Raw genomic sequence first — 19,869 nt, forward strand, 5'->3', positions numbered from 1 at the left:
TCGAAGCAAAGTGATACCAAGACACCCGTTGGCGCGGGTGCCGACTAAGAAGCTCAGCTAAGGCTGGGCTTTTTTGTGGGCGGTCGAAAAGGTCAACCGCTCAGCAAAAAGAGGGATTGAGAGGCCTTCATGGGGAGGCCTGCGCGGTACTGGATGGGTGAACAGCCACCCCAGTGGAGCTGCGCAGATTGGAGGTTGGGGGTATCGTTTGCGTCAAGGTCGGCGGAGCCTCATTGCCGGCAGCTGCACAACGGTTGAGGATCCGGAACTCAATGACCTCAATGCGTCCATCCTCGAAAACGCGGACACGAATATCGCGAGACGATTTAGCCATCTGCGAAATCGCGCTTTGGGTAACGCCAACGGCCTTGGCGAGCTGCGGCTGGGTGCCTTTGCACCGAAGGAAGTCAGCCAGCTTAATTTCTTTCATGATGACTTCTCGATCAGGAACTCATCCAAATATTAGCCACGCTTTATTTTCGCCGCAAGCATTGATTAGCAAGGCTGGTTGCAAGATATAAGCTCTGCTAATAGGGTTCGCACATGATAACCAGACACAGACGCCCACTTACGCCTGAAGAGATTGCCGAGAGCGCAAGGCTCAAGGACATCTACAACAAGCGAAAATCAGAGGCCCGCAGCAGAGGGATCGCTCTTACTCAGACAGAGATCGGGGAGCGGTGTGAGTGGAAATCCCCACAGAGCACTGTTAACCAATATATGACTGGTAAGCTTGCTCTGAATCTGGATGCTCTCATGCGGCTATCCAAAGCTTTGGATTTCGCGCCAGAAGATGTTAGCCCCAGGCTCGCCCAGAGTGTTCAGCATCTCACCTACCCGTCCATTCAAGCTGGCAACGTGGAGCCAGGCCCTCCAATCACAACCGCACCTCGAAGGATCGAAATCGTGGGTACCGCCCAGCTTGGGAATGATGGCTATTGGGTTGGCTTGGATAACTCAGACGGATGGGTAGAAACTTGGTCTAGGGATGAGGATGCCTATGCGTTGCGACTGAAGGGCGATTCAATGGCCCCAGCTATTCGTAGTGGGTGGGTCGCGGTGTGCGAGCCTAATCATCGGCTCGTTCCAGGGGAGTATGTGATGGTGACCACTTCCGACGGGCAGAGCATGGTCAAGGAGCTTCTCTTCGAAAGCGAGGATGGAGTCAGTGTGATGTCCGTGAACTCGGCATACGAACGCCGAACCATAGACTGGTCAGACATAGACAAAATCCACTACGTCGGGAACATATTGGCACCAAGCAAGATTCTCAGCAGGATCTAGGCAGATCACCTCATCACGAACCCGCCATCCGGCGGGTTTTTTGCACCCATCAGAAAATAAATTAGCTGCGCTGTTGACATAAAAATAAAGCACAGCTAATTTTACTGACACCAACACACAGCACGGAGCACCACCATGACCGCAGCAACCACCATAACCGCCAATGGCTGGACCGGCTTCCTGGGGCGTGAGCTTTCCCCTCGTGAAGTCCAGTGCGTGCTGGGTATTGCTGCAGGTCAGACCTCGAAGGAACTGGCGCGCGAGCTCGGTGTTCAGCCCGACTCGATCAAAAAGCGGGTGCTCAGCGCGACCACGAAACTCGGCGTCACCCGGCGGGCACAGCTGGTTGCCGTAGCCATGCAGAAGGGTCTGATTAGCCCGATGGCCACAGCCCTGGCGCTGGTGCTGACCCTTCACTCGATGATCGGCGATGACGTGGCAATGCGCATCCGCCGAGGTGGAAACGGCGGCGAGCGCCGGGTCGAGCTCCGCGTTGCGGCGCGGCGGGTTGAGCAGCAGGTGGCAGTAGCCTAACCACGAAACTCACAAGCGAGAGCACTCCATGATCAGCGTGACTATCGGTATCAGCTCGGAATCGAGCCAGGCGGCAGCAGGCCCAGCCCTCGCTCCAGCTCAAGGGAAGATGACCACCCTCAAAGAACTGGCCGATCTCCTGAAGATGGACCGCAGCGCAGCACGTCGCTACGTGATGCGACTGGGCTACGAGCCGAAGCGGGCGCGTACTGCCTCCAGCGGGTTCCAAACGGCGCTGGTGTTCGACAAGGACCAGGTGCGCCAGATCCTCGAAGCCCGCCAGGCTGACGGGTACTGCTGACATGGCCAGGTCAGCGTCGAGGGCTTTCCAGCGAGAGCCCTGCGCGGTGACCAACCAGCCAGCGAATGGACTTGCGAGGATGAATCCAATCGAGGGGAGCCTGGATGACTGATTTGATTTTGACCGAGGTCGACTATCGCGAGCTTGTGACCTGTGGCGGCGACGAGCCGACCACCGACTCGGTGAGGGTGGCCAAGCGGTTCGGCAAGCGTCACGACAACGTGCTGCGCGCGATCGACAACGTCAAATGTTCTGCGAATTTTCGTCTCCTCAATTTTGAGGAGACCTCTTACATCGACGAACAGGGAAAGGTTCAGCGCATGTTCAACATGACAAAGGATGGATTCATGTTCGTTGTCATGGGTTTCACAGGGGAAAAGGCTGCCGCCTGGAAAGAAGCGTTCATCGAGGCGTTCAACAGGATGGCCCGCGAACTCCAGGACCGTTCGCTATCGATCGAGCAGCAACGTCACATGCTGGTGGCTGAGTTCAAGCAGGAGAAGGGCCTAGCGAGTCTCGCCGGAAAGACAATGCGCCGGTGGCAGCTAAAGAAGCCGGTCATTGAGGGGAAGATCATCCAGCTTGAAAAGGATGGGCAGCAAGCACTGCAACTTCACTGAGATATCGGGCGCAACTTCCGCCCAGTAACACCGCAACTTCACTCGAAAGCCAAGTTACTCGGCGGGCTCTGTCTCGCCTGAAATAAGGAGATTCACGAAATGCTCATGCTCAGTCGCAATATCGGCAAGGCAATCGTCATCGGCGGCAACATTCGCGTGACCGTGGCCGGCGTGAATGGCTCCCAAGTTCGCCTCGGCATCATTGCGCCGGGTGGAGTGGTCGTCGATCGCGAAGAGATCCACCAGCGCCGCCTGGCTGATCCTCGTCCTGCAGTTGCACCGGTAGATCCTCGCGACCTATTCATCGCCGCCAACCCTATTGGCGCCAGCGAAACGGAGCTGCAGAAGGGCCGCAACGGTTTCGTTGATGAACGCACACATGGTGACTACCTGATCTTCCTGGCCGGGTTCAATGCCATGCAGCAGCAGGTGGTGCAGGAGCAGCAGCCATGACCCAGGCCGGCCTGCTTCTGCTGCTGTGGGATGCCCTGCAGCAGCGCCAAACCACCTTTGGCCAAGTGCTCGACCTGTCTGCCGCTTGTGGCCTGGATGGGCGCCGTGTGCTGGCCGATCACTTCGACTCACAACTTGGACACGGACGGCCTAGGTTCCTACGCGGCCCCGTCGTCGGCAACAGCCAAATTGCCGCCCGTTGCGAACAGGCGGGCCCGATCAGTGCCCCAGGTGAGCGCTTTGCTAATGGTCTCGCCCGGCCTGCTCGGGTAGTACTCCTCAAGAAGGAGCAGCCCGTCAACGCGATATACACCGATAAAGAGTTGAGCCACACCGGTACGAGAGAGGCGGCTCTGAACATCAATCGTGGTGCCATCGCTGAGTTTCTCGTCATGGCTACGGTGGTGAAGTTGATGGTCTGCCCATTCCCAAAACCTAGCACCTCGATTCTTCATAGCTCCCCCATCCCTAGAAGTGTTCTGAGCATTAACTTCATGCCTTTCAAGGTTTATAAGCCAAATACTCGCCTGTCAATAATCCTCCAGCCCAGAGCCGCCAGTATAGTTTCAGGAGGTTTCCAATGATCAAGCGCCGATCAATCAATCCCGCCGCCCTCCCCGCCATCGGCCAGCCCCTGGGCGGCGGCTTCTTCGCCGGCCGTCTCTTCTTCGATGGTGCTGAGCACTCAGTCATCGACGCAGGCCGGGAGTTCGAAGTGGCTGCCCATTGGTGGCAGGAGGAAGGCCCACGCCCACGCATCCGGGGTGCCACGTCGCGTTTCGACGGCTTGGCGAACACCCAGGCCATGGCCGCCGAGGGCAGCGCTATCGCCCGCAAGGTGCTGGGCATGAACATCCGTGGCACCTGGGGCTGGCACATCCCGTCGATCGAGGAGCTGCAGGTGCTGCGCTGCAACCTGCTGCAACTGCCGGACTGGGGTCACGATGGGTCGTACACGGTCAGGGGTGCGGTCCAGGCGTTCGGCCTGAGCGAGTACTGGAGCAGCAGCCAAAAGTCGAACGCAGCGACCGCCTGGTGCCTGCACATGCTGCCCTGGTGCGTGCCTGATACGAACTGGGTGAGCAAGTGCAAGGGGATCAGGCCGGTGCGCACCCTGCTGATCAGCCAGGAGGCTTTCGTGCACGCGCCATCGACCGACACGCCACTCACCGAGGCGGACCTGCGCGGACTGGCCAACCAGCAAGCGGTGGCCACCGTGCTGGAGCGGTTCGTGAATGAGGACACAGGGAAGTTCTACGGGCGCGCCGATGCGCTGGTCGCTGAGTTGGCGGCGCTGGCTGCATCTGGCGTGACAGTTCAGCGTGACAACCAAAGCCTGACGCGTCAGGTGGAGTAAAGCATGCGCTACATGACCGTCAGAAAGTTCGCCAGCGAGTCTGGCTACACCGAGGACGCGATCCGCTCAAAGATCCGCGACGGGATCTGGCGGCTTGGCGAGATTTGGATAAAAGCGCCGGACGGCCGGACGCTGATTGACATGGAAGGATATGAATCATGGGTAGAGGCGGGAGCGGTGTCAGGGCAGTCTCAGACTCGAGCATCGAGATCACGTTCATGTACCGGGGTGTTAGGTGCCGCGAGCGCGTCGCGCTCAAGCCCACCGCCACTAATTTGAAGAAGGCCCAGCAGCACAAGGCGGCGATCGAGCACGCCATCGCCCAGGGTACGTTTGACTATTCTGTCACGTTCCCAGGCTCCCCCCGGGCCGCAAAGTTCGCACCAGAGACCAGCCAGGAAACCGTGGGTGGGTTTCTCACCAGGTGGCTGGCCGCCAAGCAGAAGCACATATCGAGCAGCACCTTCGAGGGCTACCGGAAGATTGTCGAGCTTCGACTGGTGCCCGCGCTCGGTCATCACCTGGTGGTGGACTTTAAACGAAAGCTGGTGCGCGACTGGCTGGATGGCCTGCAGGTCGGCAACAAGACACTGAGCAACATCCAGAGCTGCCTCCGGTCTGCACTCAACGACGCTGTCGACGAGGAACTGCTGGACATCAACCCGCTGGCCGGGTGGACATACGCCAGGAAAGAAGCGCCGCCGAAGGACGACGATGTGGACCCGTTCTCGCCTGAGGAACAGAAGGCAATTCTTGCAGCCTTGAGCGGCCAGGCCAGGAACATGGTTCAGTTTGCGCTATGGACCGGCCTCCGGACGAGCGAGCTTGTAGCGCTGGATTGGGGAGATGTGGACTGGGTACGTGGGGAGGTGATGATCAGCCGGGCAATGACCCAGGCTGCAGGTGGAGAGGCCGAGGTAACGAAGACTGCGGCCGGCCGGCGGTCAGTGAAGTTGCTGCGCCCTGCCCTCGAAGCGCTAACCGCTCAGAAGTCGCACACTTTCCTCGCTGACAAAGAGGTCTTCCAAAACCCGCGCACCCTTGAGCGCTGGGCCGGAGATCAGCCGATCCGCAAGACAATGTGGCATCCAGCTATGAAGAAGGCCGGCGTAAGATACCGGCGCCCGTACCAGACCAGGCACACCTATGCGTCGATGATGCTTTCTGCTGGAGAACACCCGATGTGGGTTGCCAAGCAGATGGGGCATAGCGATTGGACGATGATTGCGCGAGTATATGGGCGATGGATGCCCTCGGCTGATACCGATGCTGGCGGCAAAGCTGAATCGCTATGGATCAATGCAGCTACGGAGCATAAGCATGACAAACTTGGGTAGGGTGATGAGGGCGCCGATGGAGGACATTCGAGCGCTAACACTCCTTCTTCATGCGCAGTTGGAATCTCAGGCGTTATCTGTTCTATATATGGCCATAGATCGAGCTGCTTGGGTAATTTCCACGAAAGAGGAAATTGATAAGCATGATTTCATTGCATGGGCCAACAAATTTCTGATTGCCGATAATCCTGTTGACTTCACGGGACTTGATTTATGGGCTGCCCGGTGCGGATTGTTGCACACAGGAGCAGCGGAATCGCGAGACTACCGACGGAATGGTGCAAACCTTATCTACTATAAGGTGAAAGCCGAGATGTCAGACGAGCGGTTGCTCAAGCTCATTGATGGCTGGCTCGCTGAGATTGGCGTTACACCCGATCGAGTTAGGTTTGTCGACTATTTCTGGTTAGCCCAAGAACTGCTGAAAGCAATGCAACGATTTGAGGAGTGGCTGCGAACGGAGCCAGAAATCTGCGAGCGTGCTGCCGCCAAGGGGGACCGTCAGATTTCGTTTCAGGCGCTGCCCAAGTAATGACAGCTTAATGACAGCGATTCGACCGCAAGCCTTGTAACATGTGGCGCAGACGGGGGTTCAAATCCCCCCGGCCCACCGAATTCCAAAAAAGAAGGCGCCCTCGGGCGTAATCCCAATCAGTCAAGCCTTAGTGGCAGCCATTGGTCTGCTTCGCAGCCCATCGCCGGCAAGCCAGCTCCCACAAGTACCGCGCAAAGCTTGAGGTCTGCACTGCTTCTGTGGGAGCCCGGCTTGCCGGCGATGGGCCGCAAAGCGGCCCCAATCGCTTAACTAACAGACATTACCCCCAGGCGTCTTCTTTGTGCTTGTGGGTGGCTGGGCCAGTGCCAGAAAATCAGATTTAACCCCTTCCGCGTAGGACATTTCCCAAACATACTCCCTGCGCCTGTTTTCCGTTGCAGCCTCAAGGTCAGAGTTCTAGGCTCGGTAGGTCGTTACCCATCAACGACCGGCTTTGACAGGCCGCAACGATACACAGCGCGCATAACCGTTAATGGCGGTTGTGCATGGGGCACGCTCGCGTGCGCCGGTTTCTGTGTTCGCCGGTCTGTCAACCCATGCACAGCTGCCACCATTCCGTTTGACAGCGGGTTGGCGGTAGCCCTATCGAGAACACAGTCCAATGCTAAAAATCGTCCCCGACCCACCCCACCTCCCCCACTCCCTGGAAGACACCCTCATGCTCGCAACCGACTACGCGCTCTGCGCCGAAGCCGTTGCACAGCAAGCAATGATGATGCAACCCAGATCACCCGCCTCCGTGTTGATCATGGCCTCGATGCACGAGCTGGAAACACTCCGCCGTTTGCTCGAATCGGCACTGGCGCAAATACAAAGGCCAGCCGACCCGCAAACCATGCATTGACCAGGGGTATTGCTCGATGACCACCGAAAACACCCAATGCACTGTCGGCAAAACCATCTTCTTCCAAGGTGAAAACCAGACCCACCCGCTGTTCCGCATCGAACCGGGCATCCCCTGCCAGAACGCCCGTGAACAAGCGTCGGAGCTGATGGGGTATGCGCGGGACTTGACCATTGATGGGTTGATGGAAGACAAGCCGAAGCTGATCTGGGCAGCGCACTATCTTTGCGCTCTGGGGAAAGCGCTGCTGGATGATGCGGAGTTGGGCATGATGCGCTGAACCTCAAGGCCAAAGGCGATAGAAGTCAGTCGGCTCGCAGCTATCAATCACTGACGCTATCGCCCGCCAAGGGCCCCTGTGCGCACGGCGAATGAGGACGTCGCACGCGCAGGGGCATCCCCCCCTAACCCCTCAAATCCGAAACACCCCCACCTGCCCATACAACCCCTGCGCCAATCGCTGCAACGCCCCCGCCGTCTCGGCCGTCTGCTCCACCGCCTGGCTATTCTGCTGCGACATCTGCGCAATCCGTTCAACGTTGCGCGCCACATCCTGGCTAGCCGCAGTCTGTTCACGCAGTGCCAGGGAAATCTGGTCCACCATGCGCACCACGTCCCCCGAAGACTGCCGAATGCTGACGATCGCCTCCCCCGCTTGTTGCGCCAGGGTCACACCGCCTTTGACCTGCTGCACACCCACCTCCATCTGCCCCACGGCATCGCGGGTGCCGGACTGGATGCGTTTGACCATCTCGGTAATTTCCTGGGTCGAGTTGCCGGTGCGTTGTGCCAGCAAGCGCACTTCGTCGGCCACCACCGCAAAGCCCCTGCCCTGTTCGCCGGCGCGGGCGGCTTCGATGGCGGCGTTCAGGGCCAGCAGGTTGGTCTGCTCGGCAATGCCGCTGATCACGCTGACAATGCTGCTGATCTGCTCGGCATGGCTGTCCAGTTCGCTGATCTGGCCGGCAGAGGCTTCTACGGTCTGGGCGATCAGGTTCATGCGCGACAGCGTTTCCTGAATCACGCTGCCGCCTTCGCTGGACTGGCGACCCGACTCGCTGGACTGGGCATGCGCTTCCACCGCATTGTCAGAGACATGGTTGATACTCACGGTCAGCTCCTCGACCGTGGCCGCCATCGAGGAGGCCGAGCTCGACTGTTCCTGGGCTGACGCCGAGAGCTGTACCGATGCCGCCGAAATGTTATCGGCAGCCCCCACCAGTTGTTCGGCACTGGCCCTGATCTCGCCAATCATAGTGCGCAGGCGGTCTTGCATGGCCACGAATGCTTGTTGGAGGGTGCTGACTTCATCCTTACCTTCAATGGCGATGGTGTTGTCCAGGCGCCCGTCAGCGATGTTGCGCGCCAGCGTTACGGCTTCACCCAGGCGGTGGGTGAGGGTTCTTGCGAGGAATGTGGCGATCAGCACAGCCAGGATTGCAGCCACCAATCCGCCGGCGATCAGGATGGTGAAGGCGGTGGATTTAGCCTGGTCCATCAGCAGGCTGCGCTCGTCCTGCAGGGATTTCTCGGCCGCCTGGAATTCGTTGATCACGGCGCGCATGGCGTCCATTTTGGCTTTGGCCTGGCCCGAGCTTATCTGGCTGACCAGCGTTGTCAGCGGCGCGCGGTCAGCATTGACCTCGCGGCGCAGGTTCACGCTGGTTTGCATGTCTTGCTGCAACCACTGTTGGTAAAGCTGTTGCAGGCGGGCCAGCCGGCCTTGCTGCTGGGGGTTGTCGGCGGTGGCCTGCTTCAGGCGATTATAAGCGTCGATGAACGCCTCTTCGCCTGTGTTCATGGGCTCAAGGAAGCTGTCCTGGCCGGTGAGGGCAAAACCGCGCATGGCGGTTTCTATGTCGACAAGGCTGTTTAGCATGCTGCTGGAGCTGTTGAGCACGTCGTAGCTGTGGATGTTGCGCTTCACGCTGCTGCTGACCTGGTCGAAGCCTCGCAAGGCAGTCAGTACCAATACGGCGATGATGAGCAGTACAAGACCGAAACCGGAGTACAGTTTTTTCGAGATACTGAGATTGTTGAGCATCGTGGGGGCAACCCTTCAAGGCCTGGCTGGGCGCTACGCTGGGTCCCGTGCACAAGGGTGCGGACGGGTTTTCGCGTAGTGACGTTTTGATATCAGGCCTATGATTACCTTGTACAGAAAAAGTTCTTTGTACAATTTTATTTGATTGGGCGATGCGAGGGTTGGATTGGGAGGGGGTCACCCAGCTCTGGGGCTGGGTGACGATCATGAGCCTGGGCTGGCTTACCAGCTGTAACTCAACTTGGCGGTCACTTCCCGCCCTGGGTTGTAGTAATCGGCCGTACCCGAGCCCACCACATGCTGCTCGTCGAACAGGTTGCTGACATTCAGCGCCAGGTCAGTGCCCTTGGCGATCTTGTAGTTCAGCGCAGCGTCGAACAGGGTGGTGCCGTCGCTTTTCTTGGTGTTGGCCGCGTCCATGAAGTAACCGCCCACGTACCGCGCCCCCAAGCCCACGCTCACGTCGGTGTCGGGTATGTCGTAGTAGCTCCACAGCGAAGCCGTATGCTTGGGCGCAACGGTAAACGCTTTGCCTTTGAGCGAGCTGCCGTCATACAGCGAGCCGCGCAGCACTTCGGTGTCCATGTACGAATAGGCCCCGATCAGGCTGAGGTTCTGCGTGACCTGGGCCTTGGCTTCCAGGTCCAGGCCGCGCGCGCGGGACTCGCCCACGGTTTGCTGCTCGATGATGCCGCTGGGCAGCACCACGGCGATGGTGACGTTTTCCTGGGTCAGGTCGTACACGGCGGCCGAGAACATCGCATCCATGCCCAGCGGCGAGTACTTCACGCCCACTTCGTACTGCCTGCCGGTCTGCGGGGTAACCCCTACCTGCGGCGGCGAAACCGATTCCACCATGCTGACGTAGGTCGACACTTCATCGTTGACGATGTAGGTCAGCGCGCCGCGGTAAGAGGTTTCCGAGAAGGTATCGCTCTGCCTGTTCACACCCCCCACGTACTCGGTGCTGGTCAGGTCCATCGAGTCATTGCGCATACCCACCGTGGCAATGACGCGGTCGTAGAAGGACAGGTTCTGCTGCAGGAACACGGCCTTGGTGGTGGCGTCGTTTTTCTCGCGGCTATACGGCGTGATGCCGCCAGGTACACCAGTGAATACGGGGTTGGCGATGTCTATCGACGGCGCCAGGCTGTACACCGAGCGCTGTTTGTTGGTCGAGTCCAGGTATTCCACGCCCACCAGGGTGCTGCTGTCGATGTGCTCGAACTGGGCATCGTACTGCAGCATCAGGTTGCCATTGAGCTGGTCCGCGTCGCTGTCGGTGCCGAACACGTAGCGGGGGATCACGGTGCCCACCCGCTCGGCGCTGTCGCTCAGGTAGACGTAGCCGAAGTCATCGCTCAGCTCGCTGTAGCGCAGGTTGCTGCGCAGGGTGAAACCGTTGTCGAAGTCGTGGGTGATGCTGGCGCTGAGGCTGGTGCGCTCCACATCATGGAAGTTGTAGCCGGGCTCGCCGTAGAAATCGCTGCGGTCGTATTCCTTGTCCAGCGGGTAGCCACCGCTGTTGGGCGAGCTGTTGGTCTTGAGGTAATCGAGAATCACCGTGGCCGAGGTGAAGTCGCTGGGCGCCCAGGTCAGGCCGCCCATCACGAAGCGGTTGTCGTCTTGCGAGTGGTCGTACTCGCGGTCGCTGTTCTGCAGCTTGGCCGTGAAGCGGCCGGCCAGGGTCTGCTCGTCGTTCAGGGCATCGCCCACGTCAATGCCGGTCTCGGCATGGTCGTAGGAGCCGTAGGTCACGTAGCCCTGGCCGAACTTCTCGAAGCGCGGCTGCTTGGTCACGAAGTTCACCGAGCCGCCCGGGTCTGCCGGGCCGAACAGGGTGGAGTTGGCGCCGCGTAGAATCTCGATGCGCTCATAGGCATAGGGGTCTTCGCGCACACCGCGCATCGAGCTCAGGGTAAGGCCGTCGCGGTAGGTGGTGGCCTGGAAGCCGCGGATCTGGAAGTAGTCGTTGCGGTCGTCCGAGCCGTAGAAGTCGCTGACCACGCCCGGGCTGTACTGCAGCGCTTCCTCGGTGGTGCTGACGCTGCGCTGCTCCATTTCCTTGCGGGTCACCACAGACACCGAGGCCGGGGTGTTGAGGATGCTGGTGGCCACCTTGCCACCAACCCACAGTTCCTTGGCCACCACTGAATTGAGGTCATCATCGGCGCTGGCCTTGACCTTGGCATTGATGATGACCGGCGCCAGCCGGTAATCCTCGGTCGCACCCAGCTCCAGCGGGCCGGCAGCCGGCGCTTGCGCAATGATCTGGTAGGCCTGGGGGCCTTGCTGTTCAACCTGCAGATCGGTCCCCTGCAACAGCGCCGACAACGCCGCGGGCGTCGCCAGGCCGCCCTGCACGCCTGGGGTGGTGCGGTTGGCCACGGTTTGCGCGTCGAAGGCCAGGCTCACACCCGCCTGGCGGGCAAAACGGTCCAGCGCGGGTGCCAGCGGGCCAGCAGGGATGTTCCACTGCTGCAGTTGCAGGGTGTGATCAGTGCCAGCAGGTTGTGCCAGCGCTGGCAATGCCGGGCTGCTGACAACCAAACCCAGAATCGCAGCGTGCATGGCACGGCTGAGGGGGTGGCGCTGTGGAACCGGTGTCGAACTCATTTTCTCGCTCCGTAGAGGGTCGGCGGGTGGCCTGTATTCCGGCCTTGTGCAAAGGCCGAACGAGAATGAGAAAACACCTCATTTATTTTCAGAAAAAAACGACGGGGGTAATTGCCTCAGGGGGTACCGACCGCCTGGCGCACTTTTACCAGCAACTCGTAGAGCTGAAACGGCTTCACCAGCATGTCCATGCCCGCGCCGAGAAAAGCCTGGCGGTCCTGGGCCGCATCGGCGTACCCGGTCATGAACAGCACCGGCAACTGGGGCCGGTAGCACCGCGCCAGGTCGGCGAGCTCGCGGCCGCTGAGGGTCGGCAGGCCAACATCGGTCAGCATCATGTCCAGGCTGGCGTCGTCGCGCAGGTGCCGCAACGCCTCGTCAGTGGTGGTGGCCACCGTACAGCGGTACCCGGCATCGGTCAGCGCTTCTGCCACCGCCACCTGCACCGAGGCCATGTCTTCCACCACCAGCACGTGCTCGCCATTGCCTCGCAGGTTCTGCACGTTGGCCGGCTCCACCGCTACCGCGGCCTCCGCGCTGGCCGGCAGCAACAGGGTCACCTCCGTGCCCTGCCCCACCACGCTGCTCAGCAGCACATGCCCGCCGGACTGCCGGGCGAAGCCATAGATGGTCGACAGCCCCAGCCCGGTGCCCTGGCCCACCGGTTTGGTGGTGAAGAACGGGTCGAACACCTTTTCCAGCAGCTCCGGCTCGATGCCGCTACCGTTGTCGCGCACGTTGACGGCAATGTAATGGCCGTCTGCCAGGTCGGGGTTGCCCTGCGACCAGGTGGCTGCGGTGTTCACCCAGATCCGCCCGCCCTTGGCCAAGGCATCGCGCGCATTGATCACCAGGTTGAGCACCGCGCTCTCCAGTTGCACCGGGTCGACCAGGGCGATGGCCGGGTGGGTCGACAGGTCCAGGGTAAGCTGGATGCGCTCGCCGATGGTGCGGTTCAGCAGCTCTTCCAGCGAGCGTACATGCTGGTTGACGTCCACCGGCCGGGTATCCAGTGGCTGCTGGCGCGCGAAGGCCAGCAACCGGTGGGTCAACGAGGCCGCGCTGGTGGCTGAACTGAGTGCGGCTTCGGCGTACCTGGGCACTTTCTCGATGCGGTTTTCCGCCACCCGTTTGCAGATCAGCTCCAGGCTGGTGATGATGCCGGTGAGCAAATTGTTGAAGTCGTGGGCAATGCCGCCGGTCAGGCTGCCCAGGGCATCCATTTTCTGCAGTTGCAGCAGTTGCGCTTCGGTGCGTTCACGCACCGCCACTTCCCGCGCCAACTGGCTGGTGGCATCGTCCAGGCGGGCCAGGTGGGAGCGCTCCCGGTGGCGGTGCTCGGTGATGTCCTCGATGAACACCAGGCACAGCCCTGGCGCCTGGTAGGGCGACAGTTGCCACTCGGTTTCGCGTACATGCCCGTGCACCAGCATGCTCAGGGTGCCCTTCCAGCGCTCGCCAGCCGCCAGGTGCCGGCGCAGGTCAGCCAACGCTGGCTCCTGGCCGCTGGCAAAGCATTCCAGCAGTTGCCCGGGGTTGCTGTTTTCCTGGGTCAGGTGACTGAATGCCTGGTTGCACTCGTGCACCTTGAACTCGGCGTCGAGCACCGCGATGGGCGCTGATACACCGGTAAATATCTCGCGAAAGCGCGCCTCACTCTGGCGCAGGGCGCGCTCGGCGTCCCGCACCCGCAACAGGGTACGCAAGGTTGCCAGCAACACATCCGGGTCTACCGGGTGCACCAGGTAGGCATCGGCGCCAGCGTTCAAGCCGGTGATGATGTCACCGCTCTGGATCGACGCGGCCGACACGTGAATCACCGGCAACAACGCCGTGCGGGCATCTTCGCGCAGCAACCGTACGATATCGAACCCGCTCATGTCGGGCAGGTTCACGTCCAGGATCAAGGCATCTATCTGCTCGTCGCGAATCAGCGCAAGGCCTTCACCGCCGGTGCCTGCCTCCAGCACTTCGTAGCCGTGCACTACCAGGCGCCGGCGCAGTGCGTAGCGGGTGGCGACGTTATCGTCCACGATCAGCAAGCGCACCTCAGGTTTCATCGGCGTTCTCCTGAGCCAGGGCCAGAGGAATCACCACGAAGAAGGTAGAGCCCTCCCCTGGTTCACTGTGCACCCCCACTTCGCCACCCAGCAGCATGGCAAAGCGCTTGCACAACGACAGGCCCAGGCCAGTGCCGCGAAAGCGCTTCTGCAGTGGCGAATCTACCTGGGTGAAATCTTCGAACAACGTATCCAACAGCTCTGCTGCAATGCCAATGCCGGTATCACTGACGGCAAAGCGGATGCGGTCGTCGCCATGCAGCTGGGCCGACACCCGCACCTCACCCTGGGCGGTGAACTTCAGCGCGTTGGAAATGAAATTGCGCAGAATCTGCGCGAGCTTTTTGTCATCGGTGTACAGCCGCGGCAGCCCTGTAGGCTCCTCGAAGATAAGGTCGACTGCAGTAGCGTCGACAATCGGCCGGAACATGCCGCGCAAGGCCGCGAACAGATCGAGCATGTCGAACCAGGCCGGCGAGATGCTGATGCGCCCGGCTTCGATCTTGGCAAGGTCGAGCAGGTCGTCGACCATGTCGGACAGCTCGCGGGTGGCGGTGCTGATGAAGGTGACCTGGCGGTGCTGTTCAGCCGACAGCGGCCCGTCGAGCTCGTCGGTAAGCAGGCCGGTGATGCTCAGGATCGAACCCAGCGGCGTGCGGAATTCGTGGCTCATGTACGACAGGAAGCGGCTTTTCAAGTCCGACGCCTGGCGCAGCTGTTCGGCCTGTATGTCCAACTCGGCATACAGCGCCAGCACGCCCTGGTTGGTTTCTTCCAGTTCGGCACGCAGGGCATCGTTATCCGCCTGCAGCCGGGCAATTACCTCTGCATCAGCCATGCGCCGCCTCCAGGTCGATGACCAGCACGGTTACATCATCCCGGCCCCGGCAGAAGTCGCGGTGCAGCACTGCCGCGATGACGGCCGGGTGGCGGTGCACCAGGCCAGGGTAATTCTCCAGATTCCAACGGGACTGCAGGCCGTCGCTGTACATGATCAACAGTTTTCCATTTGCTTGAGCGTAGTCAAATACCTGGGCTTTTCTATACTGCCCGCCAACGATGCCGGGCAACGAAGCCAACCCACGCACCTGGGTTGCGCTCACCAGGCTGGCGCCGATATTGCCGATGCCGGCAAAACCGAGGTGGTCGCGGGCACCGTCATAGCGTGCTATCGCCACCGCGCCACCACGGCTGCCATTCATGGCATGGTGCATGGCCTGCAATTGCTCCAACTGGTCGGCGAACGGGGCCTGGGCAAACACTGCCGCGCCCGCGCTGGCTGCAGCCTGGGCATCCACACCGTGGCCCAGGCCGTCGATCACCAGGGCGCTGATACGCTGCCCTTCGATCGCCAGGTGCCAGGTATCGCCACAGGCGGGGTCGCCGTGCAGGGCATGCTGGCTTACCCCCACGCGCAAGTCTGGCGCGTGGTCGCGCTGGGCATGCACGCGCGCCAGCACCACCGCGCCGCGCGCATCGGCGTACACATCGAATACCTGGGCCATGCGCGCCAAGGCCCCCAGGCCGATTCCCTGGGTGCCTGCGGTTGAATAACCGTCGGTCAGGCAGGCCTGTGCATCAAAGCCCTGGGCACGGTCCGCCGTGAGCAGTTCAATGGCATAACCCCCGTGCTCACGGGGCAGCACCCGCAGGTGCAGTTCACCGCAGCCGGCATGCTTGAGCACGTTGCTGCACAGCTCGGTGGCCAGCAGCGCCACACGGCCGCAGTCCTCTTCGTCAAAGCCGTGCCGCTCGGCCAGCTTTTGTGCGGTACGCCGGGCGTGGCCAACATCGCTCGGGTCTGCCAGGCCCATCACCTGGGTCTGGCTGGCGAACAGGTTCATGCCCATCGGGTGATCGTCACGCGTGTGCCCTGCCCTGGCGCGGTGTCCAGTTCAAATTCATGGACCAGCCGCCGAGCGCCGGTCAGGCCCAGGCCCAGGCCACCGCCCGAGGTCCAGCCGTCAGTCAGCGCCAGCTTGATGTCGGGGATGCCGGGGCCCTCATCGCGGAACAACAGGCGCAAACCGGTGCGCCCGCCATCCTCCAGCACAGCCCAGTCCATGTCGCCACCACCGCCATACACCACCGTGTTGCGCGCCAGTTCACTGACTGCCGTCACCAGCTTGGTCAGGTCCACCAGGCGCATGCCGCATTCGCCGGCCAGCTTGCGCGCCAACTGACGCGCCAGTACCACATCCTGTTCGATTCGTACCGGTTGGCTGCCGCTTTCGCGCACATTCATTTTTGGCTCACACGTTGACGCAGCACTTGCATGCCACGCTCCACATTGAGTGCCGTGCTCACGCCCGGCAGGGTAAGGCCCAGTTCGACCAAGGTAATGGCCACGGCCGGCTGCATGCCGACCACCATGGTTTCGGCATCCAGAATGCGGGACAGGCCAGAAATGCTGGCGATCATCCGGCCGATGAACGAGTCGACCATGTCCAACGCGGAAATATCGATCAACACGCCCCGGGCCGAGGTACTGCTGATGCGCTCGGTCAGGTCTTCCTGCAGGGTCATCGCCAGCTGGTCGTGCATGTCGACCTGAATGGTCACGAGCAGGAACTCGCCCATTTGCAGGATCGGGATACGCTCCATGGGCTTACCCCTGCTTGCTGATGTCGCAGCCCAGGCGTGCAAGGGCTAGCTTGAGGGCGTCGGCCAGGCTGGCCTTGGTGGTCAGCGAGCCCAGGTCCAGCCCCAGGTGCACGATGGTCTGGGCGATTTGCGGGCGCACGCCACTGATGATGCAGTCGGCGCCCATCAGGCGGATGGCCGTGACGGTCTTCAGCAGGTGCTGGGCGACCAGGGTGTCGACGGTAGGCACACCGGTGATATCGATGATGGCAATTTCCGAGCCGGTGTCGACGATGCGTTGCAGCAGCGACTCCATGACCGTCTGGCTACGCTGCGAGTCCAGCGTACCGATCAGTGGCAGCGCCAGCACCCCGTCCCACAGTTTGACCACAGGGGTAGACAGCTCCAGCAGTTCTTCCTGCTGGCGCCTGATCACTTCCTCGCGGGTTTTCTGGAAAGCGCGGATGGTGTGCATACCCATGCCATCGAGCAGTTCCGACACCAGCCACAGTTGCTCGGCCAGGCGTGCCGGCTCGCTGCTGTACTGCGTTTGCAGCAAGCCGAACAGCGGCCCTTTCAAAGCGAAGATGAAGAACGCGGCCTGGTGCGAATCGTGGCCAAGCTGAGCGCGGCTGGCAGAAAGCTTCTCCAGGAACCGGCGCAACGCCTCCCACTCGCTGCCGGCCAGGTGGTTGCCGCCACCAGCGCGCAGGCCGTCCACCAGCAACTGCAGAAATTCCTGGGTTTCCTGTGCCAGTACCTGTTCTTTGATATTGCGCGTGGCGCCGTTGGTTTCGAGGCTGGCTATCCATTCCTCGCGCAGTTGCGCCTGGCTATGTTGGATAGCCTCCAACGTGCTGCCTTGCAGTGTTGCCATGTGCCTTCGCTCCAGTGGTGAAGGCCGGCGTCCCGATGAATGGCCGGCCTGCTGTGAATGACATTTGCCGGTTCGATTAGTTGTGCAGCGGGAAAAGATAATTGCATTAAGCCATTTAGGATAGCCCAACGGCTTCGGATTGCGGCAGCCTACTGCGAAACGGTTTTATAGGAATGCATACCATCACGGCATGACATCGATGCAACCTTGAACCGTACCTCATATTGCAAGTACCCGCCCGGTAATCGGCGGCGGGGCGGAAGCAAGATGCCCAAGGCGCTCGGAAACCGCCTGGCGCACTCGGTAGGCAACTCCAGCGCAAAAAAAAGGCACCTACCCATAGGTAATGCCTGTCAGTTACGTATTTTGGGGCCGCTTTGCGACCCTTCGCGGGCACGCCAGCTCCCACAGGGATCGCGCATTTCTTGAGTTCAGCGCCGAACGTGTGGGAGCGGGCGTGCCCGCGAAGGGCTGCAAAGCAGCCCCAGTAACGCTTAACTGACAGGCTTTACCTATCCATAGGTGCCTTCTGCCCTGACCCCGGGTGAACCCACTCACCCCATCGACCGCGCCCCCACCGGTTGCGCATGGCCCCGCGAAGTCACGATGCCCAGGAAGGAGATCACAATCGCCAGCCCCAATGTGGAGCTCACCTCCGCGCGGTGCTCAGGCGTGTACATCATGACCGCCAGCGCCCCGCCAATGAAAATGATCACCGCCCAGGTCAGGTACGGGAACAGCCACATGCGGAACTTCAGCTCGGTGTTCTCCCGCTCCAGGCGGCGGCGCATGCGCAGCTGCGAGATGGCAATGACCATGTACACCAGCAAGGCAATGGCGCCAGAGCTGGCCAGCAGGAACTCGAATACACCCTTGGGCGCAAAGTAGTTGAGGATGGCGATGGCGGCCCCGATCAGGGTGCTGCCAAACACCGCCGCACGCGGCACGCCAACCTTGGAGGTCTTGTTGAGGAAGGCCGGGGCGTCACCGCGCTTGGCCAGCGAGTACATCATCCGCGATGCGATGTAGATCGACGAATTCATGCAACTGGTTACCGCCACCAGCACCACCAGGTCGACCATCAATGCCGCGTTGGGGATGTTCATGATCTCCAGCGCACGTTGATACGAGCCCACCACCGCCAGCTGCGGATCGTTCCACGGCACCACCGAGATGATCACGAAGATCGAGAGGATATAGAAGGTACTGATGCGCCAGATCACCGAGCGGGTAGCCTTGGCGATGTTGCGCGACGGGTCGCTGGACTCGGAAGCCGCAATGGTCACGGCTTCGGTGCCGATGAAGCTGAACATCACGGTAATGAACGCCCCGACCACAGCCGGCCAGCCATTGGGCGCAAAACCGCCGTAGTCAGCCATCAGCCCGCTCAGGCCGCTGACTTCGCGGTTGGGCAGCCAGCCCATCAGCGCGGCAAAGCCCAGGCCGATGAAACCGAGAATGGCCGTGACCTTGAGGATGGCGAACCAGAACTCGAACTCGCCGTACTTGGCCACGCTGAACAGGTTGGTGCCGGCCAGCAACAGCACCGAGGCCAAGGCGAAGATCCAGCTGTCCACCTGGGGGAACCAGGCGTTCAGCACATGCCCGGCGGCCAGCGCCTCGATCGGAATGACCAGTACCCAGAACCACCAGTACAACCAGCCGATGGTGTAGCCGGCCCAGCGGCCGATGGCCTGGTCGGCGTAGGTGGAAAACGATCCGGTGTCAGGGTGCGCCACGGCCATTTCGCCGAGCATGCGCATGACCAGAACCACCAGGGTTCCGGCTACGAAATAGGAAATTATGGTGGCTGGGCCGGCTGCCGCAATGGCGTGGCCAGAGCCGACGAAAAGTCCGGCGCCGATGATGCCGGCGATAGACAGCATCGTTACGTGTCGTGGCTTGAAACCTTGTGCAAGGTTGCCATCAGATCCCACGGTGTTCATTGATGTTGTTCTCTTTTTGCTAACACAAGGATGGACGGGGAGGCGTAGGCGAAAATAGCTCCTTTGAGTTGGGTAGGTCGACACAATGCTCGCATGCTGTTGTTGATCTTGGGCACGCGTCACAGCGCAAGGTGTCAGTGCGGTTCGGGCTTCATTTAAGCCCCGCAGGGCGGTGGGAAATTACACGAGAACGCCCCGGAACTGTTCGATCACGACAGGGCATTTCCCTTGGCGCCAGATGTCGCGAATGGCATGCCCAATCGCGCCATCTGGCCGTTGGGTGCTTTTGTTTTTCATCTGGTTGTGTATGGCCTGGACCGGCCCTATCGCCGGCAAGCCGGCTCCCACAGGGATTGCATCAGGGCTGACAGGTGTTTGTCACAAGATATGCAGCGCCTGTGAGATCGAGCGCCGCCCGCGCGGCGCATCGCGAGCTGCGCTCGCTCCTACGTTTGTT

At 60.9% G+C, this 19,869-nt stretch carries 21 protein-coding genes; 10 read left to right on the forward strand and 11 right to left on the reverse strand.

Going from position 1 to position 19,869, the window contains the following annotated elements; genetic code table 11:
- Positions 1–127: 127 nt before the first annotated feature.
- Positions 128–430 (reverse strand): Cro/CI family transcriptional regulator, encoded by a 303-nt coding sequence (locus EGJ22_RS08205; RefSeq protein WP_064590906.1) that lies wholly within the window; start codon positions 428–430, stop codon positions 128–130.
- Positions 431–756: 326 nt separating this feature from the next.
- Here EGJ22_RS08205 and EGJ22_RS08210 point away from each other — a divergent pair, with 326 nt between their 5' ends.
- The 5 genes from EGJ22_RS08210 to EGJ22_RS08230 all read left to right on the forward strand — a co-directional run bounded on the left by EGJ22_RS08210 (position 757) and on the right by EGJ22_RS08230 (position 3,192).
- Entirely contained in the window at positions 757–1,284 is a 528-nt protein-coding gene (locus tag EGJ22_RS08210) for a S24 family peptidase (RefSeq protein WP_223809608.1), read from the forward strand.
- Between the two features lie 135 nt (positions 1,285–1,419).
- Positions 1,420–1,818 (forward strand): response regulator transcription factor, encoded by a 399-nt coding sequence (locus tag EGJ22_RS08215; RefSeq protein ID WP_029885927.1) that lies wholly within the window; start codon positions 1,420–1,422, stop codon positions 1,816–1,818.
- Between the two features lie 28 nt (positions 1,819–1,846).
- A complete protein-coding gene (locus tag EGJ22_RS08220; protein ID WP_029885926.1) occupies positions 1,847–2,119 on the forward strand; it encodes a hypothetical protein in 273 nt (90 codons plus the stop codon).
- A gap of 104 nt (positions 2,120–2,223) precedes the next feature.
- A complete protein-coding gene (locus EGJ22_RS08225) occupies positions 2,224–2,739 on the forward strand; it encodes a Rha family transcriptional regulator (protein ID WP_029885925.1) in 516 nt (171 codons plus the stop codon).
- Between the two features lie 99 nt (positions 2,740–2,838).
- Positions 2,839–3,192 (forward strand): carbon storage regulator, encoded by a 354-nt coding sequence (locus tag EGJ22_RS08230; RefSeq protein WP_050492198.1) that lies wholly within the window; start codon positions 2,839–2,841, stop codon positions 3,190–3,192.
- A 158-nt stretch (positions 3,193–3,350) separates the two neighbouring features.
- On the opposite strand, the gene EGJ22_RS26450 is transcribed toward EGJ22_RS08230, so the two are convergent.
- Positions 3,351–3,647 (reverse strand): hypothetical protein, encoded by a 297-nt coding sequence (locus EGJ22_RS26450; RefSeq protein ID WP_080709209.1) that lies wholly within the window; start codon positions 3,645–3,647, stop codon positions 3,351–3,353.
- 125 nt (positions 3,648–3,772) lie between these two features.
- Here EGJ22_RS26450 and EGJ22_RS08240 point away from each other — a divergent pair, with 125 nt between their 5' ends.
- From EGJ22_RS08240 to EGJ22_RS08265, 5 genes are all read left to right on the forward strand, one after another.
- Positions 3,773–4,549, forward strand: coding sequence for a hypothetical protein (locus EGJ22_RS08240; protein WP_029885923.1), 777 nt, complete (start codon positions 3,773–3,775; stop codon positions 4,547–4,549).
- Between the two features lie 158 nt (positions 4,550–4,707).
- Complete coding sequence (locus EGJ22_RS08250) at positions 4,708–5,886, forward strand: site-specific integrase (protein ID WP_029885922.1); 1,179 nt, start codon at positions 4,708–4,710, stop codon at positions 5,884–5,886.
- The gene (locus EGJ22_RS08255) at positions 5,870–6,418 is read left to right on the forward strand and encodes a hypothetical protein (protein WP_029885921.1); all 549 of its coding nucleotides are present in this window, start codon (positions 5,870–5,872) and stop codon (positions 6,416–6,418) included. The genes EGJ22_RS08250 and EGJ22_RS08255 overlap by 17 nt, the downstream gene beginning before the upstream one ends.
- A 625-nt stretch (positions 6,419–7,043) precedes the next feature.
- A complete protein-coding gene (locus EGJ22_RS08260; RefSeq protein WP_029885920.1) occupies positions 7,044–7,286 on the forward strand; it encodes a hypothetical protein in 243 nt (80 codons plus the stop codon).
- 16 nt (positions 7,287–7,302) lie between these two features.
- Positions 7,303–7,566, forward strand: a complete 264-nt coding sequence (locus EGJ22_RS08265) for a DUF3077 domain-containing protein (protein WP_009683500.1) — start codon at positions 7,303–7,305, stop codon at positions 7,564–7,566.
- A 132-nt stretch (positions 7,567–7,698) separates the two neighbouring features.
- Here EGJ22_RS08265 and EGJ22_RS08270 read toward each other — a convergent pair whose 3' ends face one another.
- The 9 genes from EGJ22_RS08270 to gabP form a co-directional block, all read right to left on the reverse strand.
- Positions 7,699–9,330: a methyl-accepting chemotaxis protein gene (locus tag EGJ22_RS08270; RefSeq protein WP_029885919.1), complete on the reverse strand. Its 1,632-nt coding sequence runs from the start codon at positions 9,328–9,330 to the stop codon at positions 7,699–7,701.
- A gap of 222 nt (positions 9,331–9,552) precedes the next feature.
- Positions 9,553–11,946: a TonB-dependent siderophore receptor gene (locus EGJ22_RS08275; RefSeq protein ID WP_029885918.1), complete on the reverse strand. Its 2,394-nt coding sequence runs from the start codon at positions 11,944–11,946 to the stop codon at positions 9,553–9,555.
- 116 nt (positions 11,947–12,062) lie between these two features.
- Positions 12,063–14,006 carry a response regulator gene (locus tag EGJ22_RS08280; protein ID WP_064314260.1) on the reverse strand — a complete coding sequence of 648 codons (1,944 nt, stop codon included), beginning with the start codon at positions 14,004–14,006 and terminating at the stop codon, positions 12,063–12,065.
- Positions 13,996–14,844, reverse strand: a complete 849-nt coding sequence (locus tag EGJ22_RS08285) for a sensor histidine kinase KdpD (protein WP_029885916.1) — start codon at positions 14,842–14,844, stop codon at positions 13,996–13,998. Before EGJ22_RS08285 ends, EGJ22_RS08280 begins: the two co-directional genes overlap by 11 nt.
- Positions 14,837–15,850 (reverse strand): ATP-binding protein, encoded by a 1,014-nt coding sequence (locus EGJ22_RS08290; protein WP_029885915.1) that lies wholly within the window; start codon positions 15,848–15,850, stop codon positions 14,837–14,839. Before EGJ22_RS08290 ends, EGJ22_RS08285 begins: the two co-directional genes overlap by 8 nt.
- Positions 15,847–16,251 (reverse strand): anti-sigma regulatory factor, encoded by a 405-nt coding sequence (locus EGJ22_RS08295; RefSeq protein WP_029885914.1) that lies wholly within the window; start codon positions 16,249–16,251, stop codon positions 15,847–15,849. The genes EGJ22_RS08290 and EGJ22_RS08295 overlap by 4 nt, the downstream gene beginning before the upstream one ends.
- Positions 16,248–16,610, reverse strand: coding sequence for an STAS domain-containing protein (locus tag EGJ22_RS08300; RefSeq protein WP_009683492.1), 363 nt, complete (start codon positions 16,608–16,610; stop codon positions 16,248–16,250). The genes EGJ22_RS08295 and EGJ22_RS08300 overlap by 4 nt, the downstream gene beginning before the upstream one ends.
- 4 nt (positions 16,611–16,614) lie before the next feature.
- The gene (locus EGJ22_RS08305; RefSeq protein ID WP_029885913.1) at positions 16,615–17,466 is read right to left on the reverse strand and encodes an STAS domain-containing protein; all 852 of its coding nucleotides are present in this window, start codon (positions 17,464–17,466) and stop codon (positions 16,615–16,617) included.
- A gap of 554 nt (positions 17,467–18,020) precedes the next feature.
- Positions 18,021–19,412 carry a GABA permease gene (gene gabP / locus EGJ22_RS08310; RefSeq protein WP_029888092.1) on the reverse strand — a complete coding sequence of 464 codons (1,392 nt, stop codon included), beginning with the start codon at positions 19,410–19,412 and terminating at the stop codon, positions 18,021–18,023.
- Positions 19,413–19,869: the final 457 nt, after the last annotated feature.

Source organism: Pseudomonas sp. p99-361 (assembly GCF_003935475.1).
Classification (GTDB): Bacteria; Pseudomonadota; Gammaproteobacteria; order Pseudomonadales; family Pseudomonadaceae; genus Aquipseudomonas; species Aquipseudomonas juntendi.